Here is a 17,190-nt window from a genome sequence, read left to right on the forward strand (position 1 = left end):
AAGCCGCCCGCGTGATGGCCCGATTAGGGCGCATCGCCCGCAGCCGGTCAACCGCCTTCTTGGCCGGGCGCCAGCCGCAGGGTCATCACAAGGGCGTCCAGATCCGGGCCGTAATAGCGCCGCCTGCGCCCGGATTCCCGCCACCCCGCCGCATGATAGAGGGCCTGCGCGGCGGCGTTGTCGGCCGCAACCTCCAGGAAGGCCTGGGCCGCACCGCGTGCCCGTGACGTGGCGGCAAATTCCGCGACCAGATCGCGGGCGATTCCCTGGCGGCGCGCGTCGGGGGCGACGGCCAGGGTCAGCAGCTCGGCCTCGTCCGCGACGGTCTGGCCCAGCAGAAAGCCCTGGGGGCGGGTCAGCAGGAAGGCGCGGGGGCTGTCCAGAAGCGCGGCGAATTCGGCGGCGGACCAGGGGCGCGGGCGGGTGAAGCAGCGCGCGTGAATCGCCGCGAGGTCGTCGGGCGTCACGGCAGGATCAAGGGCGCCGCGTCGCGGGCGGGGGCGGCGTCGGCGGGGCGCAGATACAGCGGCGCCGGGCGCGGGCCGGGATCGGCGCGGCGGGCCAGGGCGATGCGCGCGATGGCCACCGCAGGCGGGACCGCAGGCGCAGCCTGCGCGGGGCCGGGCGGCAGCGAACCGGCCGCAGCTTGCTGCGGGCGGTCCCCCCCGCCGGTGCCAAAGTCCTGCCAGACCACCTGGTCCGCGCGCAAGGGCAGCACCACGCGGCAGGGGCGGGGCAGATCCAGCGCCGCCGCCTCGGTTGCGGCGACGCCCACCGCCGGGATGCCCAGCGACAGCGCCAGCCCGCGCGCGGCGGCGACGGCGATGCGGATGCCGGTGAAGTTCCCCGGCCCGATGCCCACGCCGATCACGTCCAGGTCGCGCCAGGCAAGCCCCGCCTGGGCCAGCAGGTCTTCCAGCAGCGGAAACAGCCGTTCGGCCTGGCCCTTGGCCATCGCCTCGGACGCCTGCGCCAGGATGGTGTCGCCCCGCAGCAAAGCGGCCGCGCAATGCGCGGCCGATGTGTCGAAGCCAAGGGCGATCGGATCAGGCAACCGGCCGGACCTCGACCACCTCGGGGATGTAATGGCGCAGCAGGTTCTCGATCCCCATCTTCAGCGTCAGGGTCGAGGACGGGCAGCCCGCGCAGGCACCCTGCATGTGCAGATAGACCACGCCCCGGTCGAAGCCGTGGAAGGTGATGTCGCCGCCGTCCTGCGCCACCGCCGGGCGGACGCGGGTGTCCAGCAGTTCCTTGATCTGGACCACGATGTCCGAATCGGGACCGTCATGGCTGGCATGGCCCGACTGTTCCGCCTTGCCCTCGACGGCAGGGGCGCCGGACTGGAAATGCTCCATGATGGCGCCCAGGATCGAGGGCTTGAGATGGTCCCAGGGCTGGTCGTCTTCCTTGGTCACGGTCACGAAATCGCGGCCCAGGAACACGCCGGTCACCCCGCCCACCGCGAAGATGCGGCGCGCCAGGGGAGAGCCGGCGGCATTGTCGGGGGCGGGGAAGTCGGCGGTGCCGTCCTCCATCACGATTTCGCCGGGAAGAAACTTCAACGTCGCGGGGTTCGGTGTGGTTTCCGTCTGGATGAACATTGGCCAAGGCTCCTTTGGACCGGATATGGCTATGGCGGGCCTGCAGGTCAAGCGCGGCGGGGGGTCAGGTGATCGCCTCCAGCCGTTCCTTCGAGATGTCGGCGGGCACCAGGGTGATGGGGCAAGGCAGGGTCGCGGCATCGCGCATCAGCCGAGTCAGCACCGGATTCTGGGCCGAGCGGTCCGATCCCAGCCCCATGGCGACGATGCCCACTGTCGGGTCTTCGTTCAGATAGGCCAGCAGCTGTTCGGCCGGGTCGCCCTCGCGGATGACCAGTTCCGGCTCGACTTTCGGGCGCATTCTCATCCACTTGGCGTAAACTTCGAAATGCGCCTCGATCCGTTCATAGGCCTCGGCGCGCATGACGTCGGCGACGCCGAAGCCGTGCTGGATCTCGTTGGGGGGGATGACCGCCAGCACCGTCACCGCGCCGCCGGAATTCGATGCCCGCATGGCTGCAAAGCGCATTGCGTTCAGGCATTCCCGGCTGTCGTCCAGCATGACAAGAAATTTCCGCATCATCCGCTTTCGTGTCGTTCTTTTCCGCGCTGACAGTGACCCCTTTGCCATGGTGGCGCAAGTCATTCGGGGGGATCGGCGCGGTTGCGGTTTTCTTGGATCGGCGGCTGTGCTACTCCGCTTGACAAGAACGAGACGTTCGCAGGGCGGCACAGGGCAGGCATCGTGACGATCCACCACGACTGGGACAAGACAAGATCGGCACGCCTCGCCGTGCCGGAAATGGCCTGGTTCGCGGTCGACGGCCACTCCCAGATCAGCAAGCCCTCGCCCCGCCGCAAGCGGCTGTTCGATCTGGCCCTGGCGCTGATCCTGCTGATCCCGGTGTCCGCGATCATCGGGGTCGTGGCGGTTCTGATGCTGATCCAGCAGGGCCGGCCGATCTTCTATTCGGCCGAACGGATGCGGGCGCCGGGCCGGTCGTTCCGGCAGCTGAAATTCCGCACCATGATCCCCGAGAACGAGGATTTCGGCGCCACCGGCGCGCACAAGCACTGGCGCATCACGCCGCTGGGCCATTTCCTGCGCCGCACGCGCATCGACGAGCTGCCGCAGCTGTTCAACATCCTGCGCGGCGACATGAGCTTCGTCGGCCCCCGCCCGCCGCTGCGCGAATATGTCGAACGCTTTCCGGCGGTCTATGCGCAGGTGCTGAAAAGCCGCCCCGGCGTGACCGGGCTGGCGACGCTGATCTATCACCGCCACGAGGATCGGATCCTGGCGCGCTGCACAAGCGCCGAGGCGACCGAGCGGGCCTATTACCGCCGCTGCCTGCCCGCCAAGCTGAAGATCGACCTGATCTATCAGCGCCACCGCGATATCCGCCTGGACCTGTGGATCATGTGGAACACTCTCAAGATCGTCCTCGGATACAAGGACGAAAGGCCCAGAAGGCGGGGCCGGTCCTAGGCCGCGAACGGATCGCGCGGGTATCCGACGCCGCACAGATACAACCCGTGCGGCGGACAAACCGGGCCGCATTCGGCGCGGTTGCGGGCCGACAGGGCCTGGGCCACGCGGTCCGGGTGCCACGACCCGGCCCCGACGCGTTCCAATGTCCCCACGATGGACCGGACCTGGTTGTGCAGGAACGACCGGGCGCGCAGGTGAAAGCGGTATTCCCGGCCATGGGGAATCGGGCTTTCCTCGACCCGGATCTCGTCCAGCGTCTTGACCGGACTGGCCGACTGGCACATCGCGGACCGGAAGGTCGTGAAATCGTGCCGCCCGACCAGATGCGCCGCCGCCTGCCGCATCGCGTCCGCGTCCAGCGGGTGCAGCACCTGCCAGACCAGACCGCGATCATGTGTCGCGGGGGCTCGGCGGGCTTGCAGGCGGAACAGATAGCGCCGCTCGGTGGCCGAGAAGCGGGCGTGGAAATCCTCGGAGACGCGGGCGGCGGCCAAGATGGCGACCGGCGCGGGTTTCAGGTGAAAGTTCAGTGCCTCGGCCAGCCGGAACGGATCCCAGTCGCGCGCCAGATCGGCATGGGCGACCTGCGCCGTCGCATGGACGCCCGCATCCGTCCGCCCTGCCGCCGCGATCCGCGCGCCTGACGCAAAGCCGGGGTCCAGCCGGGCCAGGGCAGCCTCGACCGCGCCCTGGACCGAGGGCTGATCGGCCTGGGCCTGCCATCCGGCAAAGGGACGGCCGTCGTATTCGATCTTCAACACAAAGCGCGGCATCGCCGGATCAGCGCGCCTTGTCCCGGTCGGGGGTCAGCAGGCCGTCCAGGAAGCGCGCGGTTTCCGTGCGGGGCGCGTCCAGTTGCGCGGGGTCGCCCGTTGCCTCGGCGGTGCGCACCCCCTCGCGCGCGAGTCTTTCGCGCAGGACCGAGATCTCGATTTCCAGATCGGTCCGGTCGCCTTCCAGCAGGCGGCGCGACTTGGCACTGAAATCTTTTTCCAGATCGTCCAGGAACGTTCCGTAAGACGCCCGAACCTTCGGATCCCAGGTCTGGCGATAGAGGTCCGCGAACTTGACCGTCGCGTCGCGCGCGCCCATCAGGTAGACGCCCAGGTATCGCCGCGCCGCCGACAGATCGCCGGGATTGCTGCGCACGCGATCGAACAGGTCGCCGACCGTGGCGGCGAACCGCTCCACCCGCGCGTCCAGCTGGCGGTCGCCGACGGCGCGGATCGCGTCGCGCATCTGGGCCAGGTGGCCCTCGGCCTCGTCGATCATCTTCTGGGCGCGTTCCCCCTGGAAGCCGTCGGTCGCGGCGATGCCCTTGTCGCGCATCGGATCGGCCCCGAAGGCCAGCCAGTGCAGCACCATCCCGGTCGCGCCGACGATGCCCGCGCCCGCCAGGCTGCCGGGTTCGGCCATCCCCAGGCCCAGGCCGAGGCCGGTCAGGACGCTGCCGAACAGCTTGCGCGGGATCGCCGGGCGGCGGGCGACGCGGCGCACCTGATAGGCGGCTTCGGCGGCCAGGCCTTCGCGGGTCATCCACATGCCGCTGGCGATCACGCCAAAGGCCGCCAAGTTGCCCGCCATGCCCGCCGGATCCTGGAAGAAGGCCCCGAACAGGAACGGCAGCGCCGCGATGGTCACATATTTGGGGCGGGACGCCAGCGGGTGCCGGATCTGCGCCGCAGGCGGGGGGTTGCGGTTGTCGTCCTGCGATCCCAGGCCGGGCGAATACCGTCCGCCAAAACGCTGCGCCATATCCTTACCCCGCCCCGAACGAAGCATAGAGCGTCACCAGAACCAGCAGATAGAAGCCCAGCCGTTGAATGGCGTTCTGCGACATGCCTGTGTCTTTCCCTGTGGGCCGTGATGGCCCGGTCCCGCCCTATATCGGAATTGCCGCGCGGATTGCAAAGATCAGCCGCGCGGAAACAGCCGGTCCAGCGCCTGGTCCAGGGGCGAGGGGTCGTCGATGGCAAGGCGCACGGGCAGGGTCATCACCCTGGACCGGAAGGACCGGGGCAGGCGTGCCGCATCCTTTTCGGTGGTGACAAGCTGTGCGCCCAGAAGCCGCGATTCGGTCTCCAGCCGGGTCAGCAGGGCCGGAGTGAAGGGCTGGTGGTCCTCCAACGCCTCGGCCCGGACCAACTCGGCGCCCAAGCCGGTCAAGGTGGCGAAGAATTTCTCGGGGTGGCCGATCCCGGCGAAGGCCAGGACGCGGTGACCCTGCCAGTCCATGCCCATGGGCAGGGGGGCCAGGGCGCCGCGCAGATGCGGCGGGCCTGGGGGGGCGGTGAAACGGGCCTGGGCGTCCGCCGGGCCGATGGACAGCAGCAGGTCGGCGCGCGCCAGGCCCGCCGCCACGGGTTCGCGCAGCGGCCCGGCGGGGACGCACAGCCCGTTGCCGAAGCCCTTGGCGGCGTCGACGACCACCAGCGACAGGTCATGGGCCAAGGCGGGATCCTGGAAGCCGTCGTCAAGGATGATCGCCTGCGCGCCGTCCTCCACCGCCGCGCGCGCGCCCGCCAGCCGGTCCTTGGCGACCCAGACCGGACCGAAAGCGGCCATCAGCAGCGGCTCGTCCCCGGTCAGCGCGGCATCGTGAGAGGATTCGACCACCCGCAGCGGTCCTGCCGCGCTGCCGCCATAGCCGCGCGAGACGACATGCACCGCGACGCCGCGCGCTTGCAGCGCCTGTTGCAGGTGGATGACGGTGGGCGTCTTGCCGGTGCCCCCGGCATTGAGGTTGCCGACGCAGATCACCGGCACACCGACCGTCGCCCGTACCCCGCCCGCCAGGCGCCGCGCAGTGGCGCGGGCATAGGCTGCACCCAGCGGCGACAGCAGGCGCGCGGCCAGGCTGGGCGGGCGCTGATACCAGAAGGCGGGTGCGCGTCTCATGGCGTGGCCTTTCCGATGGCGTCCAGGACCGGGGCGCAGATGCGCAGCGTCACGTCCGCGCCGCCGGTGCTGACGGTCCAAGCGTTGCTGGCCAGCGTCGCGATCAGGTCGGGTTGGGACAGTTCGGCGATGGCGGCCGCCAGGTCGTCCGCATCGGCGACCTGGCGCGCCGCGCCCGCGCCGCGCAACTGCTGCCATTCGGCTGCGAAACGGTCGGTATGGGGACCGTGGGCGATGGCCGAACCCAAGGCTGCGGGTTCGAACGGGTGGCGCGCGGCGGCGTCGTCGCCTCCCAGCGTGCCGCCCAGATAGGTGACGGGGGCCAGCCGATACCACAGGCCCATCTCGGTCGGGCCGTCGGTCAGCATGACATGCACGTCGTCGGTCGGATCCTCTTCCAGGGACCGGCGGGCGACGGTCAGGCCGCTGGCCTCGATCGCCTCGGCCAGGGGGGCGATGCGGTCGGGATCGCGCGGGGCGAGGAACAGCAGCGCCCGATGCGACTGGGCCAGGGCCGCGTGATGGGCGGTCAGGACCGCCTGTTCCTCGTCCGGGGGGACCGAGGCGGCAAGCCAGGCGTGGCGGCCGCGCAGAAGCTGGGCGATGACGCTGCGCTCGGCCTCGGAACAGGGCAGGGGGTCGCGGATTTCGGCGACCGGGCCGGTCAGGGTCACGCGCTTGCGGTCCGCGCCCATGCGCAGGGCGACCAAGCGGCTGGCCGGGTCGGTGACAAGGATCGCCCGGACCTGGCGCAGCAATTCGCGCCGCGCGCTGGCCTTCAGCGTCCAGGCGGTATCCTCGGGGGAAAAGCGTCCTTCGGCCAGGACGATGGGCAGGCCCCGGCGGCTGGCCGCCTGGATCAGCGCGGCGGGCAGGTCGGTGCCCATCAGCAGCACGGCAGCCGGTCCGGCCTGCATCAGCAATTCGGCCTGTGCGGGGGAAGGGTCGCCCGCGTCGAAAATCCGCAGGTCGGGCCTGCTGCGCATCAGGCGGCGCTGCACCTGGGCAAAGGCCGCGCGGGCCTCGGGGGCGATCTGGACCAGCAGCAGCGGGCCGGTCCCCGAGGGGATTTCGGGCGCGACCGCGTCGTCCGGTGCGGGGATCCGGGCGCGCCGCATCCACAGGGCAAGCCGCCCGATCCCGGTTCCGGCCATGACAGCGCCCCGCGCGCGCCCGGCGCGGGCGATCAGCCCCTGACCTCCAGCTCCTCGGTTGCGCTGGCGGCGGTTTCCTCGTCCCGCAGGCGGTGCAGGTGGGCGATGAAATAGCGGGTATGGGCGCTGTCCACGGTCCGCTGGGCCTCGGCCTTCCAGGCATCATAGGCTGTCTGGTAGTTGGGGAAGATGCCGACGATGTGGATATTGTCCGTGTCGCGGAACTGGGTGCCCTGCGGGTCGGTCAATTCGCCGCCGAAGACAAGATGCAGACGCTGGCTCATGGGTGTTTCCTGTGGTTGTGCCGCGCGGATCCTAATGCGGCGGCGCGGCGAGATGAAGCGGCAAGCCGGGGGTTTCACACCCCCGGACCCCCGTGGGATATTTGGGCAAAGGTGAAGGGGCGGCCGTCACAGCCCCGCCAGTTTCATGATCGTCGCCCATTCGGCATCTGTCACCGGCTGTACCGACAGGCGCGAGTTGTTGACCAGCACCATGTCCTTCAGCGCCGGTTCCTGTTTCGCCTGGTCCAGCGAAATGGGCCGGGGCAGGGGCTTCACGGCCTTCACGTCCACGCATTCCCATCGCGGATCGTCGGTGGTGCTGTCGGGATGGGCCTCGGCGATGACTTGGACGATGCCCACGGCTTCCTTGCCGATGTTGGAATGGTAGAACAGGCCCAGGTCGCCCGCCTTCATGGCGCGCATGAAGTTGCGGGCCTGATAGTTGCGGACCCCGTCCCATTCCTCGCCCTTGTCGCCCTTCGCGACAAGATCGTCCCAGCCGAACACGTCCGGTTCGGACTTGAACAGCCAATAGGCCATCAGCCGATCACCTTCTTCCATTCGGTGATCTCGACCGAATCGAACAGCCCGGCAAGGGCATAGGGATCGCGGTCCGACCAGGCCTTCGCCGCGTCGAGGCTGTCGGCCTTGAGCACCAGCAGCGATCCGCGCATTTCGCCGTCGGTCAGCATCGGGCCGCCGAACAGCACCACGCCGGTGTCGCGGACATAGGCCAGATGCGCCTCGCGGTTGGCCATGCGGGTTTCCAGGGCGCCGGGCTTGTCACGGCAGATCAGGGCGAACAGGGGCATCATTCCTCCTTCAGGGGGCGGGTCATCAGCATCTCGGACGCGTTTTCGACGGAAACCCGGCCTTCGGCAAGGGCCGCCACCATCGCGGCGATGGGCATGTCGCAGCGGATCCGGGCGGACAGGGCGGCCACCGCGCGGGCGGTGGCGGCGCCTTCGACGGTCGTGGTGCTGTCGAAGGGCTGGCGCGCGCCAAGCGCCTGGCCATAGCGGAAGTTGCGCGACTGCGCCGAGGTGCAGGTCAGCGTCAGGTCGCCCAAGCCGGACAACCCCGTCAGCGTTTCCGGCCGCGCGCCAAGCCGTGCGGCGAGGCGGGTCATTTCGGCGAAGCCGCGCGTGACGATGGCGGCGCGGGCGCTGTCGCCCAGGCCCGCGCCGATCACCACGCCCGCCGCGATGGCGATGACGTTCTTCAGCGCGCCGCCCAGTTCCGCGCCGGTCACGTCGGCGGTACGGTAGAGCCGCAGCACCGGGGTGGACAGCGCGTGTTGCAGCGCCCGGCCCGCGTCGGCATCGGCGCAGGCCAGGGTCAGCGCGGTGGGCAACCCGCGCGCGATGTCGGCGGCGAAGGACGGGCCGGTCATCACGGCGATGGTGGCCTGCGGGCAGGCCCCCGCCAGCAGGGTCGAGGGGCCGGTCAGGCGCGACAGGTCGATGCCCTTGGCGGTGCTGACCAGCGTCCTGCCGTCCAGCAGGCCCGCGTGATCGGCCAGGAAGCCGCCAAGCGCCTGCGCGGGCAAGGCCAGCAGCAGCGTGTCGGCCCGTGCGGCAGTGCCCAGGTCGTCGGTGACGCGGATCGCGTCGGGCAGCGTCACGCCCGGCAGGCGGGGGTTGTCGCGCCCCCAGCGGATGTCGCGCGCCCACAGCGTCACCGGGCCATTGGCCGACAGCGCCACCGCAAGCGCCGTGCCGAAGGCGCCCGCGCCCAGGATCGCCACGCTCATGCCTTGGCCCCCTTCTTGCCGCCGCCCAGCATTGGCGCCGCGTCGCGGTCCAGCGGCCATCGGGGGCGGGCGGCCAGGTCCATGCCGTCGCGCTGGCCCAGGGCAAAGCGTTCCGCCCCTGCCCAGGCGATCATCGCGCCGTTGTCGGTGCATAGCGCCAGCGGCGGGGCCATGAAGCGCGCGCCCGCGTCCCGCGCCACCTGCTGCAAGGCCGCGCGGATGGTGCGGTTGGCGGCGACCCCGCCCGCCACAGCCAGCACCGGCACCGGATGGGCGGCCAGGGCGCGGCGGGATTTCTCGGCCAGAACCTCGGCCACGGCCTGCTGGAAGGCGGCGCAAAGATCGGCGCGGTCCTGCTGGCGCAATCCGCCCTGGTCGGCGATCAACTGGTCGCGCAGCCGCAGGGCGGCGGTTTTCAGCCCCGAGAAGGACATGTCGCAGCCCGGCCGGTCCAGCAGCGGGCGGGGCAGGGCGAAGCGGTCGGGATCGCCATTCGCGGCCTCGGCCTCGACAGAGGGGCCGCCGGGCTGGGGCAGGGCCAACAGCTTGGCCAGCTTGTCGAACGCCTCGCCGGGGGCGTCGTCGATGGTGCCGCCCAGGCGGGTGAAATCCTGCGGCCCGTCCACGCGCAGGAACTGGCAATGCCCGCCCGAGACCAGCAGCATCAGATAGGGAAAGCCGATGCCGTCGGTCAGGCGCGGCGTCAGCGCATGGCCCGCAAGGTGGTTCACGCCGACCAGCGGCAGGCCGGCCCCGGCGGCGATGCCTTTGGCGCACATCACGCCCGCCATCACCCCGCCGATCAGCCCCGGCCCCGCCGTGACGGCGACCGCCGTGACATCGGACAGCGCCACACCTGCCTGCGCCAGCGCCTGCTCGACCACCAGATCCAGCCGCTCGGCATGGGCGCGGGCGGCGATTTCCGGCACGACGCCGCCGAAATCGGCGTGCAGCGCGGTCTGGCTGCTGACGACCGACGACAGGATCCGCCGGTCGCCCGTCACAAGCGCGGCGGCGGTGTCGTCGCAACTGCTTTCGATGCCAAGGAAAATCTGGGTGTCGTCCATGCTCTTGCCGGGCGGGGGAATGGCGCTTAGGCCTATGGCCCTAGCATCGGACAGGGGGGATGCCAATGTCCAGCACCAAGCGGCCGGTCCTGTTGCTGACCCGCCCCCAGGCGGATTCGCGGCGCTTTGCGGCGATGCTGCCGGAATGGCGGGCGGCGATCTCTCCGATCCTGCGGATCGTGGCGGTGGATCACGATGGCGCGGCGCTGCGGGATGCGCCGGGGCTGGTCTTCACCTCGGCCCAGGCGGTGGCTGCGGCGGGGCCGGGGCGCGGGCGGCTGGCGCTGTGCGTGGGCGGGCATACGGCGCGGGTCGCACGGGCGGCGGGGTTCGACGTGCGCGCGGGCAACGGTTTCGCCGAAGGGCTGCTGCCGTTGATCGAAGGCGCCGGGGTGCCGCTGATCCATCCGCATGGCCGTCACCTGGCCAAGCGGCTGCCGGTGCCGGGGATGGTGGTCTATGACCAGCAGGCGGTGCCCTTGACGGCCCAGGCGCGGGCGCTGCTGGCGGGCGACGGCCCGGTCGTGCTGCCGCTGTTCTCGCCCCGCAGTGCCCGGCTGGTGGCGGATGCGGCGCGGGGGGCGCGGGCGCCGCTGCGGGTGGCGGCGATCAGCGATGCCGCCTGGGCCGCCTGGGACGGCCCCGCCGCCGGTCATGCGGTGGCCGAACGGCCCGATGCGGCGGCGATGGCTGCGGCCGTCCGCGCCCTGGCTTTGGCGGAACAATGATGCTTAGGGCGGGTTGAGAAGCGGCCCCCGTCTCATTAGGCTGCGGCCAGGCGCGGCCATGCTGCCGCCGCGAGACGGGGACATGACGTGAAAAAGCCAGACAAGACCAAAAGCGACAGCCATTCCGAAACCCCGCAGGACAAGACGCCCCTGATGCTGAAAAAGGACGCCGCCGACCCGGGCGTGATCGCCCGGTCCCCCATCGGCGCGGGCGACGGCTCGTCGGCCGCCGCGACGGGCGGAGAGATCAGGCCGATCGAGTCCACCCTTCTGGGCGACAAGACCGGCCAGAACCCTGCGGCCGCGCGCAAGGCCGCCGACAAGCCCGGCAAGGACAAGACCCCCGCCGGGGCGAAAGATGCGCCGAAAGACGCCCCGCCGAAGGATCCGCCGGTGCGCGAGGTTGCGGCTGCGGCTGCGGCGCCTGCGCAGAAGGTCACGGTGCAGAAGACCGGCTTCTGGCCGGTCGTCCTGGGCGGCGTCGTCGCCGCCGGGCTGGGATCGGCGGCGACGATCTGGGCGCTGCCGCATCTGCCCGCCGCCTGGCTGCCCGAACAGCCCGCCGCAGCCGCCCCCGATGTCGATGTCGCAGCGATTCGCAGCGAGGCCGTCAGCGCGGCCGAGGCCGCGACCGCCGAACAGATCGACGCCCTGCGCGCCGAGCTTGCGGCTGCCCCCGATGCCGCCCCGCAGACCACCGGCGCCTCGGCCGAGGATCTGGCGGCGCTGCGCCAGCAGATCGAGGATCAGGCCGCCCAGATTCGCGAACTGAGCGCCCGCCCGCAGATCGACCCCGACCTTGCCGCCCGCGTCCAGACCCTGGCCGACCAGGCCGATACGCTGGAACAGCAGTTGCAGACCGCAGCCCAGGCCGCGCAGGCGCAGATCAACGCCGCCCAGGCCGAGGCGCAGCAGTTGCAGCAGGCCGCCGCCGAAAGCACCCGCCGGGCCGAGGCCGTGGCCGCCATCGCCGCGCTGCAATCCGCCCTGGATCGCGGCATCGCCCCGGACGAGGCGCGCCAGACGCTGGAGGGCGTCGGGCTTGAGGCGCCCGAGGCGCTGACGCGCGAGGTTCCCAGCCTCGACAGCCTGCAGGCCGGGTTCCCCGAAGCCGCGCGCGCCGCCCTGCGCACCTCGCTGCGTCAGGACAGCGCCACCGGCAACGGCAGCCTGTTCGGCAATTTCCTGCGCGCCCAGACCGGCGCCCGATCCATCGTCCCGCGCGAGGGGACGGATCCCGATGCGGTCCTGTCGCGCGCCGACGCCGCCGTCCAGGAAGGGCGGATCGCCGATGCCGTGACCGAGATCGGCGCGCTGCCCGACGACGCCCGCGCCGCCCCCGCCATGGCGGACTGGCTGGCGGGCGCGACCGCCTATCGCGATGCGCAGGCGGCCTTGTCCGACCTGTCGGCCCCTGCAAACTGAGGTCCGGGCATGTTGCTGTCCCTGTTGAAAATCCTGTTCTTCTTTGCGGTCGTCCTGGTGATCGCGCTTGGCGCCGTGCATCTGTCGGAAACCGGCCAGATGCTGCGCGTGGAATATGCGGGCACCGAATACGCGCTGACCCCGGTCAAGGCGGTGGTGGCCCTGCTGGTGCTGATGGTTCTGGCCTGGCTGGTCTTCAAGGCCCTGGGCCTGGCCCTGGCCTTCATCCGCTTCATCGCGGGGGACGAAACCGCCATCGACCGCTATTTCGCCCGGTCCCGCGAACGCAAGGGCTATGAGGCGCTTGGCGAGGGGATGCTGGCGGTCGCGTCCGGCGAAGGCAAGCTGGCGCAGGACAAGGCCACCCGCGCCGAGAAATACCTGCACATGCCCCATATCACCAACCTGCTGTCCGCCCAGGCGGCCGAGGTTGCCGGCGACAAGGCCCGCGCGGGCCAGATCTATCGCAAGCTGCTGGAGGACGACCGCACTCGCTTTGTCGGCATCCGCGGCCTGATGCGCCAGAAGATCGACGAGGGCGATACCGCGACCGCGCTGCTGCTGGCGCAAAAGGCCTATGCCCTGAAGCCGCGTCACCGCGAGTTGCAGGACACCCTGCTGGAACTGGAGATGCGCGAGAACGACTGGAAGGGCGCGCGTCAGGTTCTGAAGGACAAGCGCCGCCAGGGCGACCTGCCCCAGGACGTGCATATCCGCCGCGACGCGGTGCTGGCCTTGCAGGAAGCGGCCGAGGTTCTGGCACAGGGCAATTCCATCAGCGCCCGCGAGGCCGCGATTTCCGCCAACAAGGCGTCGCCGGATCTGATCCCGGCGGCGGTGCTGGCCGCGCGCAGCTATATCGCGCAGAAGGATTTCCGCAACGCCTCGCGCGTGCTTGAGAAAACCTGGTCGGTGCGGCCCCATCCCGATATCGCCGCCGCCTATGCCGAGATCGTCCCGGACGAAACGCCTGCCGCCCGCCTGACGCGGTTCGACCGCCTGATCTCGAAGAATCCCAATGACGAGGAATCGCGCCTGCTGCGCGCGGAACTGCTGCTGGCGGCCGAGGATTTCCCCGGCGCCCGCCGCGCGCTGGGCGATCTGGCCGAAAGGCATCCGACCGTGCGCACGCTGTCGATCATGGCGGCGGTCGAACGCGGCGAAGGGGCGGACGACAGCGTGGTGCGCGGTTACCTGACGCGCGCGCTGACGGCATCGCGCGGTCCGCAATGGGTCTGCGACAAGTGCCACAACGTGATGGGCGACTGGGCGCCGGTCTGCGACAGCTGCGGCGGTTTCGACACCCTGACCTGGCGCGAACCCGAGACGCGCGCCACCGCCGCCATGGCTGCCCCCGGCGCCGAGATGCTGCCCCTGCTGGTCGGCGCGCCGAAACCTCAGCCGCCTGTTGCCCCAAAGGTCGAGGACGTGCCGCCTGCCGACATCCCGGCACCGGATGCGCCGGCCAAGCCTGCCGCCAAGACGCGTCCGGTCGAAGTCGCCCATGTCGCCCCCGGCATGGTCCCGCGCGAGACCGACTACGTCACGGTCGAACCCGCCAGCACCATCACCACCCCTGAACCCGCCCCGGCCCAGTCCGAGATCCGCGCAGCGCCGCAGCCCTCGGTCAGGCCGGTGCCGGCCACGGATCCCGAACCGATCCTGATCCGCCCCGATGTCCTGCCGCCCGAGGATGCCGACTGGACCGAGGGCAAGACCCGCCCCTGACGGAGAGGGGGGCAGAAAAAATCCCGTGCCCCCTTTTCCCTCGCCGGGGAACCTGTTATCCGGCCCCTCACCAGATGCCGGTGTAGCTCAGCTGGTAGAGCACGTCATTCGTAATGATGGGGTCGGGGGTTCGAGTCCCTTCACCGGCACCACTAATCCAGTGGAAATGTTGAGAAAAATGGCCGTCCTTCGGGGCGGCCTTTTGCTTTGCTCATGTTGTGGAACCACGGCGGAACCAAGATAGCCTCAGGCCCATGGGCATTCACCATAACGGAAAGGTGAGGAGGCAGGTGCTTCGAGAGGGCCTGCTCCCATCTCGAATGCAGCAAGAGAGAGGGTTCTTCGTCCTATACTGTTCTAGTGATTCGCTGTGCTTGCGTTAGGCATGGAGACACCGCATGGGCAGCAGCCTTCGGTCTGGTTTGCGTTCCCTCCGCTGCCTTCGTGACCTGGTATTCAGTGTCTGTTTGTCGGGAAGCGCATTTGTCGCGGGGAACAAGGGGAACATGGGGAACACCCCTTATTTTATTGAGGAATTCGCTGTTCCCCATGTCGCGAGGGCCTGGGGAACAAGGGGAATAGGACCGCAAAGGCTCATTCCCAAAATCTCCAATTCGGTCATATCTTGCGCGAAACCCCCCGCGCTGGTCCCCGCCATTAGGGCAAAGTTCGGGACCACTCCCCCCCGGCATGAAGCGTCGACCCCGGATCTGCTGCGGGTGCATGTCGTGCGGGGCGCATCTGCTGCGGGGTTTGGGTGATTGCAGGTCAGGTCGCCTGCGGTATGGTCATGGCGGCACACATCAAGGAGGCGCCATGCTCATCACACTCAGTCGGGTCAACGGTAACTCATCCACCCCGGTTACTATCGCTATCAACCACATCGTTGCTTTTGAACCATACTTGGACGGCGCAAGATCCATCGTTTATCTGACCGGGCTGAAAGGCCCCGAAGGTCATAAGTTGGTAGTTCTCGAAAAGGTCGATGCGATCCAGCAGATGATGTTTAAGGCGCAGGTTCCGTAATCTTCCGTTGCATGGTGTGCCATTGTCTATGGTGCGCCATGCACAGCCAGCGGACGGCAATCCGCACACCCACCAGGAGGTCACTGTGCCCTTCAGCGCGGAGGTGGTGAGTAACTGAAGTTGCCTTCGCGGTAGTTCAGCTTTCCGGCCTCGATGTTGGCCAGCATGTCGCGGAGGACCGTGGCAGTATATTCAGCGCCGAAGTTCGCCACCATCTGAATGGTCCCTGTCTCCATCATCCTCAATGCGGCAAACCATACAGTGGCACCGTGATCGACTGACTTTTGCAGAGCATCCATCATCTGTTGGTCGATCATGAAACGCGCGGCCATGTTCGGGTTATCGGAGTGTTCGGTCATCTCATCCTCTGTATGCATGCTGCCAATGATGCTGCTGTCAAAGCACCAGATCCACAACTGGCATCCCACCTGAGCAGTAGGCTTTTCAGCAGTGAGGATTGCCGGTGCCTGTGCGAGGTGACCTTTCGCCGAGACTGATGTCGTTTATCGGACAGGACAAGAAGCTCTAGCCTGTGCAGATAAACACACATTGGGGCGTCCAGTGCATATTATCGGACAGGATAAACAGTCGTGGTATGCGGCTTGCAGCTTGGAAGGCCCTAGAGCCGAGGGCCTCCGCAGTTATTGTTCTTCGCGCCGACTCCTGCCGAAACCACCTTCAGCGCGGACGTTCTTCCGAGAGTTGCAAGGGCGACACATCGGCTGCCAGTTGGCTGGGTCCATCCTAAGCTCGTCGTTCCCTTTGAATGGTATACGGTGATCCACAACGGTTGCCGGATCCCCGCACACGACACAGCGCCGATTTTCTCGCCTGGACAGGAAGAGCTTTGCTGCCCTCTCCCAGGTCTTGTCATAGCCGCGCTGGCGGGCATTCGGCCGCTTGGCATCATATACCTTGTCGCTGGCCCGCTTGCGGGCCTTCTGACATTCGCACTTCACCCCTACTGGGACGACTTTGCCGCATGAGCAAATTCTGGGAGCTTTGAAGGGCATTTCTATCTCCAGGTAGACATTTCTTGTGGGGAACACGGGGAACATGGGGAACAATGCTGAAAACATTGGGCAAATTCCTGTTCCCCACGTTTTCGCGCTTGGGGAACAAGGGGAACAAGCTTAGTCATCAGCCAGGATCGACGATGAGACGACATAGCAGCGTGCCGGCTTCGCAATTCCGGGAAGGCGCTGCTTGACCTGAGGCTTGCCGTCGCTCCCAGTCAGCATAAAGCCACGCTCAACAAGCACCTTCGCCACACGGCCGGGGTCCATCCCCGCACAGACATCTTTCCACGTCTCAGGCAGGAAGATGTATTCCCGCTCACCTGCCCGGTGGCGGACAAACCCTGCCCGGTTGATGATACGGCTGTCGATGGCTTGCTCGCCTGCAGTGTTATCCTCGCCATGGATCAGTTCGAAGCGGCTGGAGCCGTGTGCTTCCAGGAAGCGGCGCACGGTGGTGAGGGCATCGCGATCCTCGGCAGCTTCAGTGCCCCCGCGCCCGACGATCCATGCTCGAAAGCACGTGCGGGCCGCGTCGAATGCTTCACCCGATGACCAAGGCAACACGCCGAACTCCAGCGCGAGTTCACCGGCCGCAGCTGCTAGTGCGAAGCGGGCCAGAACACGAGACACCTGACCATCCGCACCAGAAACGGTATTCTGTTCCTGGAACGCTTTCATCAGCACTGCGGCACGCTCGACATTATTGCTGGGTGCCTCAACCAGCTTCGTCAGGAATGCGATAGAGGCGTGGCCATAGTTCTTCGAGATCGCCGCTTTGAGATGACGCGCGAACGCATCAGGGCCGGGGAGGCCGTGCAACTCCTCGAAGATGCCCATACCGGCCCCTGCATCGGCAGTGACGTCGACGATCCGCTGAGAACGGCGGTGAGAAACTAGTCCACGGAAGCGGCGGCATGGAGCTGCTGCGGGCGGCGTAAAAGTCGTCCACCCTTTCCCTTTCTGCGGCAGCAGGGAGGGCGCGAGGATTTTCAGCGTGGAACTATATCTCAGGGTTCGCCAGGCCTGCGCGGCGGGCATGAGCCAGCGTCAGGCGGCGAAGGCCTTCAACATC

At 68.5% G+C, this 17,190-nt stretch carries 21 protein-coding genes and 1 tRNA gene; 6 read left to right on the forward strand and 16 right to left on the reverse strand.

From position 1 onward, the window contains the following. Positions 1-47: 47 nt before the first annotated feature. The 4 genes from rimI to ACTJI6_RS16580 all read right to left on the reverse strand — a co-directional run bounded on the left by rimI (position 48) and on the right by ACTJI6_RS16580 (position 2,124). Complete coding sequence (rimI, locus tag ACTJI6_RS16565; RefSeq protein WP_440802184.1) at positions 48-467, reverse strand: ribosomal protein S18-alanine N-acetyltransferase; 420 nt, start codon at positions 465-467, stop codon at positions 48-50. After that, complete coding sequence (gene tsaB / locus ACTJI6_RS16570; protein ID WP_440802187.1) at positions 464-1,054, reverse strand: tRNA (adenosine(37)-N6)-threonylcarbamoyltransferase complex dimerization subunit type 1 TsaB; 591 nt, start codon at positions 1,052-1,054, stop codon at positions 464-466. Before tsaB ends, rimI begins: the two co-directional genes overlap by 4 nt. After that, a complete protein-coding gene (locus tag ACTJI6_RS16575; RefSeq protein ID WP_440802189.1) occupies positions 1,047-1,604 on the reverse strand; it encodes a NifU family protein in 558 nt (185 codons plus the stop codon). Before ACTJI6_RS16575 ends, tsaB begins: the two co-directional genes overlap by 8 nt. A 64-nt stretch (positions 1,605-1,668) precedes the next feature. After that, positions 1,669-2,124 (reverse strand): universal stress protein, encoded by a 456-nt coding sequence (locus ACTJI6_RS16580; RefSeq protein ID WP_440802191.1) that lies wholly within the window; start codon positions 2,122-2,124, stop codon positions 1,669-1,671. Between the two features lie 165 nt (positions 2,125-2,289). Between ACTJI6_RS16580 and ACTJI6_RS16585 the strand changes: the two genes are divergently transcribed. Beyond that, the gene (locus ACTJI6_RS16585; protein ID WP_440802193.1) at positions 2,290-3,033 is read left to right on the forward strand and encodes a sugar transferase; all 744 of its coding nucleotides are present in this window, start codon (positions 2,290-2,292) and stop codon (positions 3,031-3,033) included. On the opposite strand, the gene truA is transcribed toward ACTJI6_RS16585, so the two are convergent. The 9 genes from truA to tsaD form a co-directional block, all read right to left on the reverse strand. Further along, complete coding sequence (gene truA, locus ACTJI6_RS16590) at positions 3,030-3,809, reverse strand: tRNA pseudouridine(38-40) synthase TruA (protein ID WP_440802194.1); 780 nt, start codon at positions 3,807-3,809, stop codon at positions 3,030-3,032. The genes ACTJI6_RS16585 and truA overlap by 4 nt on opposite strands. A 7-nt stretch (positions 3,810-3,816) precedes the next feature. Then, the gene (locus ACTJI6_RS16595) at positions 3,817-4,791 is read right to left on the reverse strand and encodes a 5-bromo-4-chloroindolyl phosphate hydrolysis family protein (RefSeq protein WP_440802195.1); all 975 of its coding nucleotides are present in this window, start codon (positions 4,789-4,791) and stop codon (positions 3,817-3,819) included. 159 nt (positions 4,792-4,950) lie between these two features. Further along, positions 4,951-5,934 carry a tetraacyldisaccharide 4'-kinase gene (lpxK, locus tag ACTJI6_RS16600; RefSeq protein ID WP_440802196.1) on the reverse strand — a complete coding sequence of 328 codons (984 nt, stop codon included), beginning with the start codon at positions 5,932-5,934 and terminating at the stop codon, positions 4,951-4,953. After that, a complete protein-coding gene (locus ACTJI6_RS16605; protein WP_440802199.1) occupies positions 5,931-7,088 on the reverse strand; it encodes a 3-deoxy-D-manno-octulosonic acid transferase in 1,158 nt (385 codons plus the stop codon). Before ACTJI6_RS16605 ends, lpxK begins: the two co-directional genes overlap by 4 nt. 32 nt (positions 7,089-7,120) lie before the next feature. After that, on the reverse strand, positions 7,121-7,372 hold the full coding sequence (locus ACTJI6_RS16610) for a DUF4170 domain-containing protein (RefSeq protein WP_126152891.1): 252 nt from the start codon (positions 7,370-7,372) through the stop codon (positions 7,121-7,123). A 126-nt stretch (positions 7,373-7,498) separates the two neighbouring features. Beyond that, a complete protein-coding gene (locus ACTJI6_RS16615; RefSeq protein ID WP_440802223.1) occupies positions 7,499-7,912 on the reverse strand; it encodes an EVE domain-containing protein in 414 nt (137 codons plus the stop codon). Further along, positions 7,912-8,187, reverse strand: coding sequence for a YciI family protein (locus tag ACTJI6_RS16620; RefSeq protein WP_440802202.1), 276 nt, complete (start codon positions 8,185-8,187; stop codon positions 7,912-7,914). The genes ACTJI6_RS16615 and ACTJI6_RS16620 overlap by 1 nt, the downstream gene beginning before the upstream one ends. Next, positions 8,184-9,125 carry an NAD(P)H-dependent glycerol-3-phosphate dehydrogenase gene (locus ACTJI6_RS16625; protein WP_440802204.1) on the reverse strand — a complete coding sequence of 314 codons (942 nt, stop codon included), beginning with the start codon at positions 9,123-9,125 and terminating at the stop codon, positions 8,184-8,186. The genes ACTJI6_RS16620 and ACTJI6_RS16625 overlap by 4 nt, the downstream gene beginning before the upstream one ends. Next, positions 9,122-10,192 carry a tRNA (adenosine(37)-N6)-threonylcarbamoyltransferase complex transferase subunit TsaD gene (gene tsaD, locus ACTJI6_RS16630; RefSeq protein ID WP_440802205.1) on the reverse strand — a complete coding sequence of 357 codons (1,071 nt, stop codon included), beginning with the start codon at positions 10,190-10,192 and terminating at the stop codon, positions 9,122-9,124. The genes ACTJI6_RS16625 and tsaD overlap by 4 nt, the downstream gene beginning before the upstream one ends. Positions 10,193-10,257: 65 nt before the next feature. Here tsaD and ACTJI6_RS16635 point away from each other — a divergent pair, with 65 nt between their 5' ends. The 5 genes from ACTJI6_RS16635 (at position 10,258) to ACTJI6_RS16655 (ending at position 15,099) form a co-directional block, all read left to right on the forward strand. Next, positions 10,258-10,920, forward strand: a complete 663-nt coding sequence (locus tag ACTJI6_RS16635; protein WP_440802207.1) for a uroporphyrinogen-III synthase — start codon at positions 10,258-10,260, stop codon at positions 10,918-10,920. Positions 10,921-11,007: 87 nt separating this feature from the next. After that, entirely contained in the window at positions 11,008-12,345 is a 1,338-nt protein-coding gene (locus tag ACTJI6_RS16640; RefSeq protein ID WP_440802208.1) for a COG4223 family protein, read from the forward strand. Between the two features lie 9 nt (positions 12,346-12,354). Beyond that, positions 12,355-14,073 carry a heme biosynthesis protein HemY gene (locus ACTJI6_RS16645; RefSeq protein ID WP_440802209.1) on the forward strand — a complete coding sequence of 573 codons (1,719 nt, stop codon included), beginning with the start codon at positions 12,355-12,357 and terminating at the stop codon, positions 14,071-14,073. A 76-nt stretch (positions 14,074-14,149) separates the two neighbouring features. Then, positions 14,150-14,225: transfer RNA gene (locus ACTJI6_RS16650), tRNA-Thr, on the forward strand. A gap of 664 nt (positions 14,226-14,889) precedes the next feature. Next, positions 14,890-15,099 (forward strand): hypothetical protein, encoded by a 210-nt coding sequence (locus ACTJI6_RS16655; RefSeq protein WP_440802212.1) that lies wholly within the window; start codon positions 14,890-14,892, stop codon positions 15,097-15,099. Positions 15,100-15,191: 92 nt separating this feature from the next. Here ACTJI6_RS16655 and ACTJI6_RS16660 read toward each other — a convergent pair whose 3' ends face one another. The 3 genes from ACTJI6_RS16660 to ACTJI6_RS16670 form a co-directional block, all read right to left on the reverse strand. After that, positions 15,192-15,458: a hypothetical protein gene (locus ACTJI6_RS16660; protein WP_440802213.1), complete on the reverse strand. Its 267-nt coding sequence runs from the start codon at positions 15,456-15,458 to the stop codon at positions 15,192-15,194. A 282-nt stretch (positions 15,459-15,740) separates the two neighbouring features. Beyond that, positions 15,741-16,178: an HNH endonuclease gene (locus ACTJI6_RS16665; protein WP_440802215.1), complete on the reverse strand. Its 438-nt coding sequence runs from the start codon at positions 16,176-16,178 to the stop codon at positions 15,741-15,743. Positions 16,179-16,232: 54 nt separating this feature from the next. Then, positions 16,233-16,955 carry a hypothetical protein gene (locus ACTJI6_RS16670; protein ID WP_440802217.1) on the reverse strand — a complete coding sequence of 241 codons (723 nt, stop codon included), beginning with the start codon at positions 16,953-16,955 and terminating at the stop codon, positions 16,233-16,235. Between the last annotated feature and the right edge of the window lie 235 nt (positions 16,956-17,190).

The organism is Paracoccus sp. 22332 (assembly GCF_052045125.1).
Classification (GTDB): domain Bacteria; phylum Pseudomonadota; class Alphaproteobacteria; order Rhodobacterales; family Rhodobacteraceae; genus Paracoccus; species Paracoccus haematequi_A.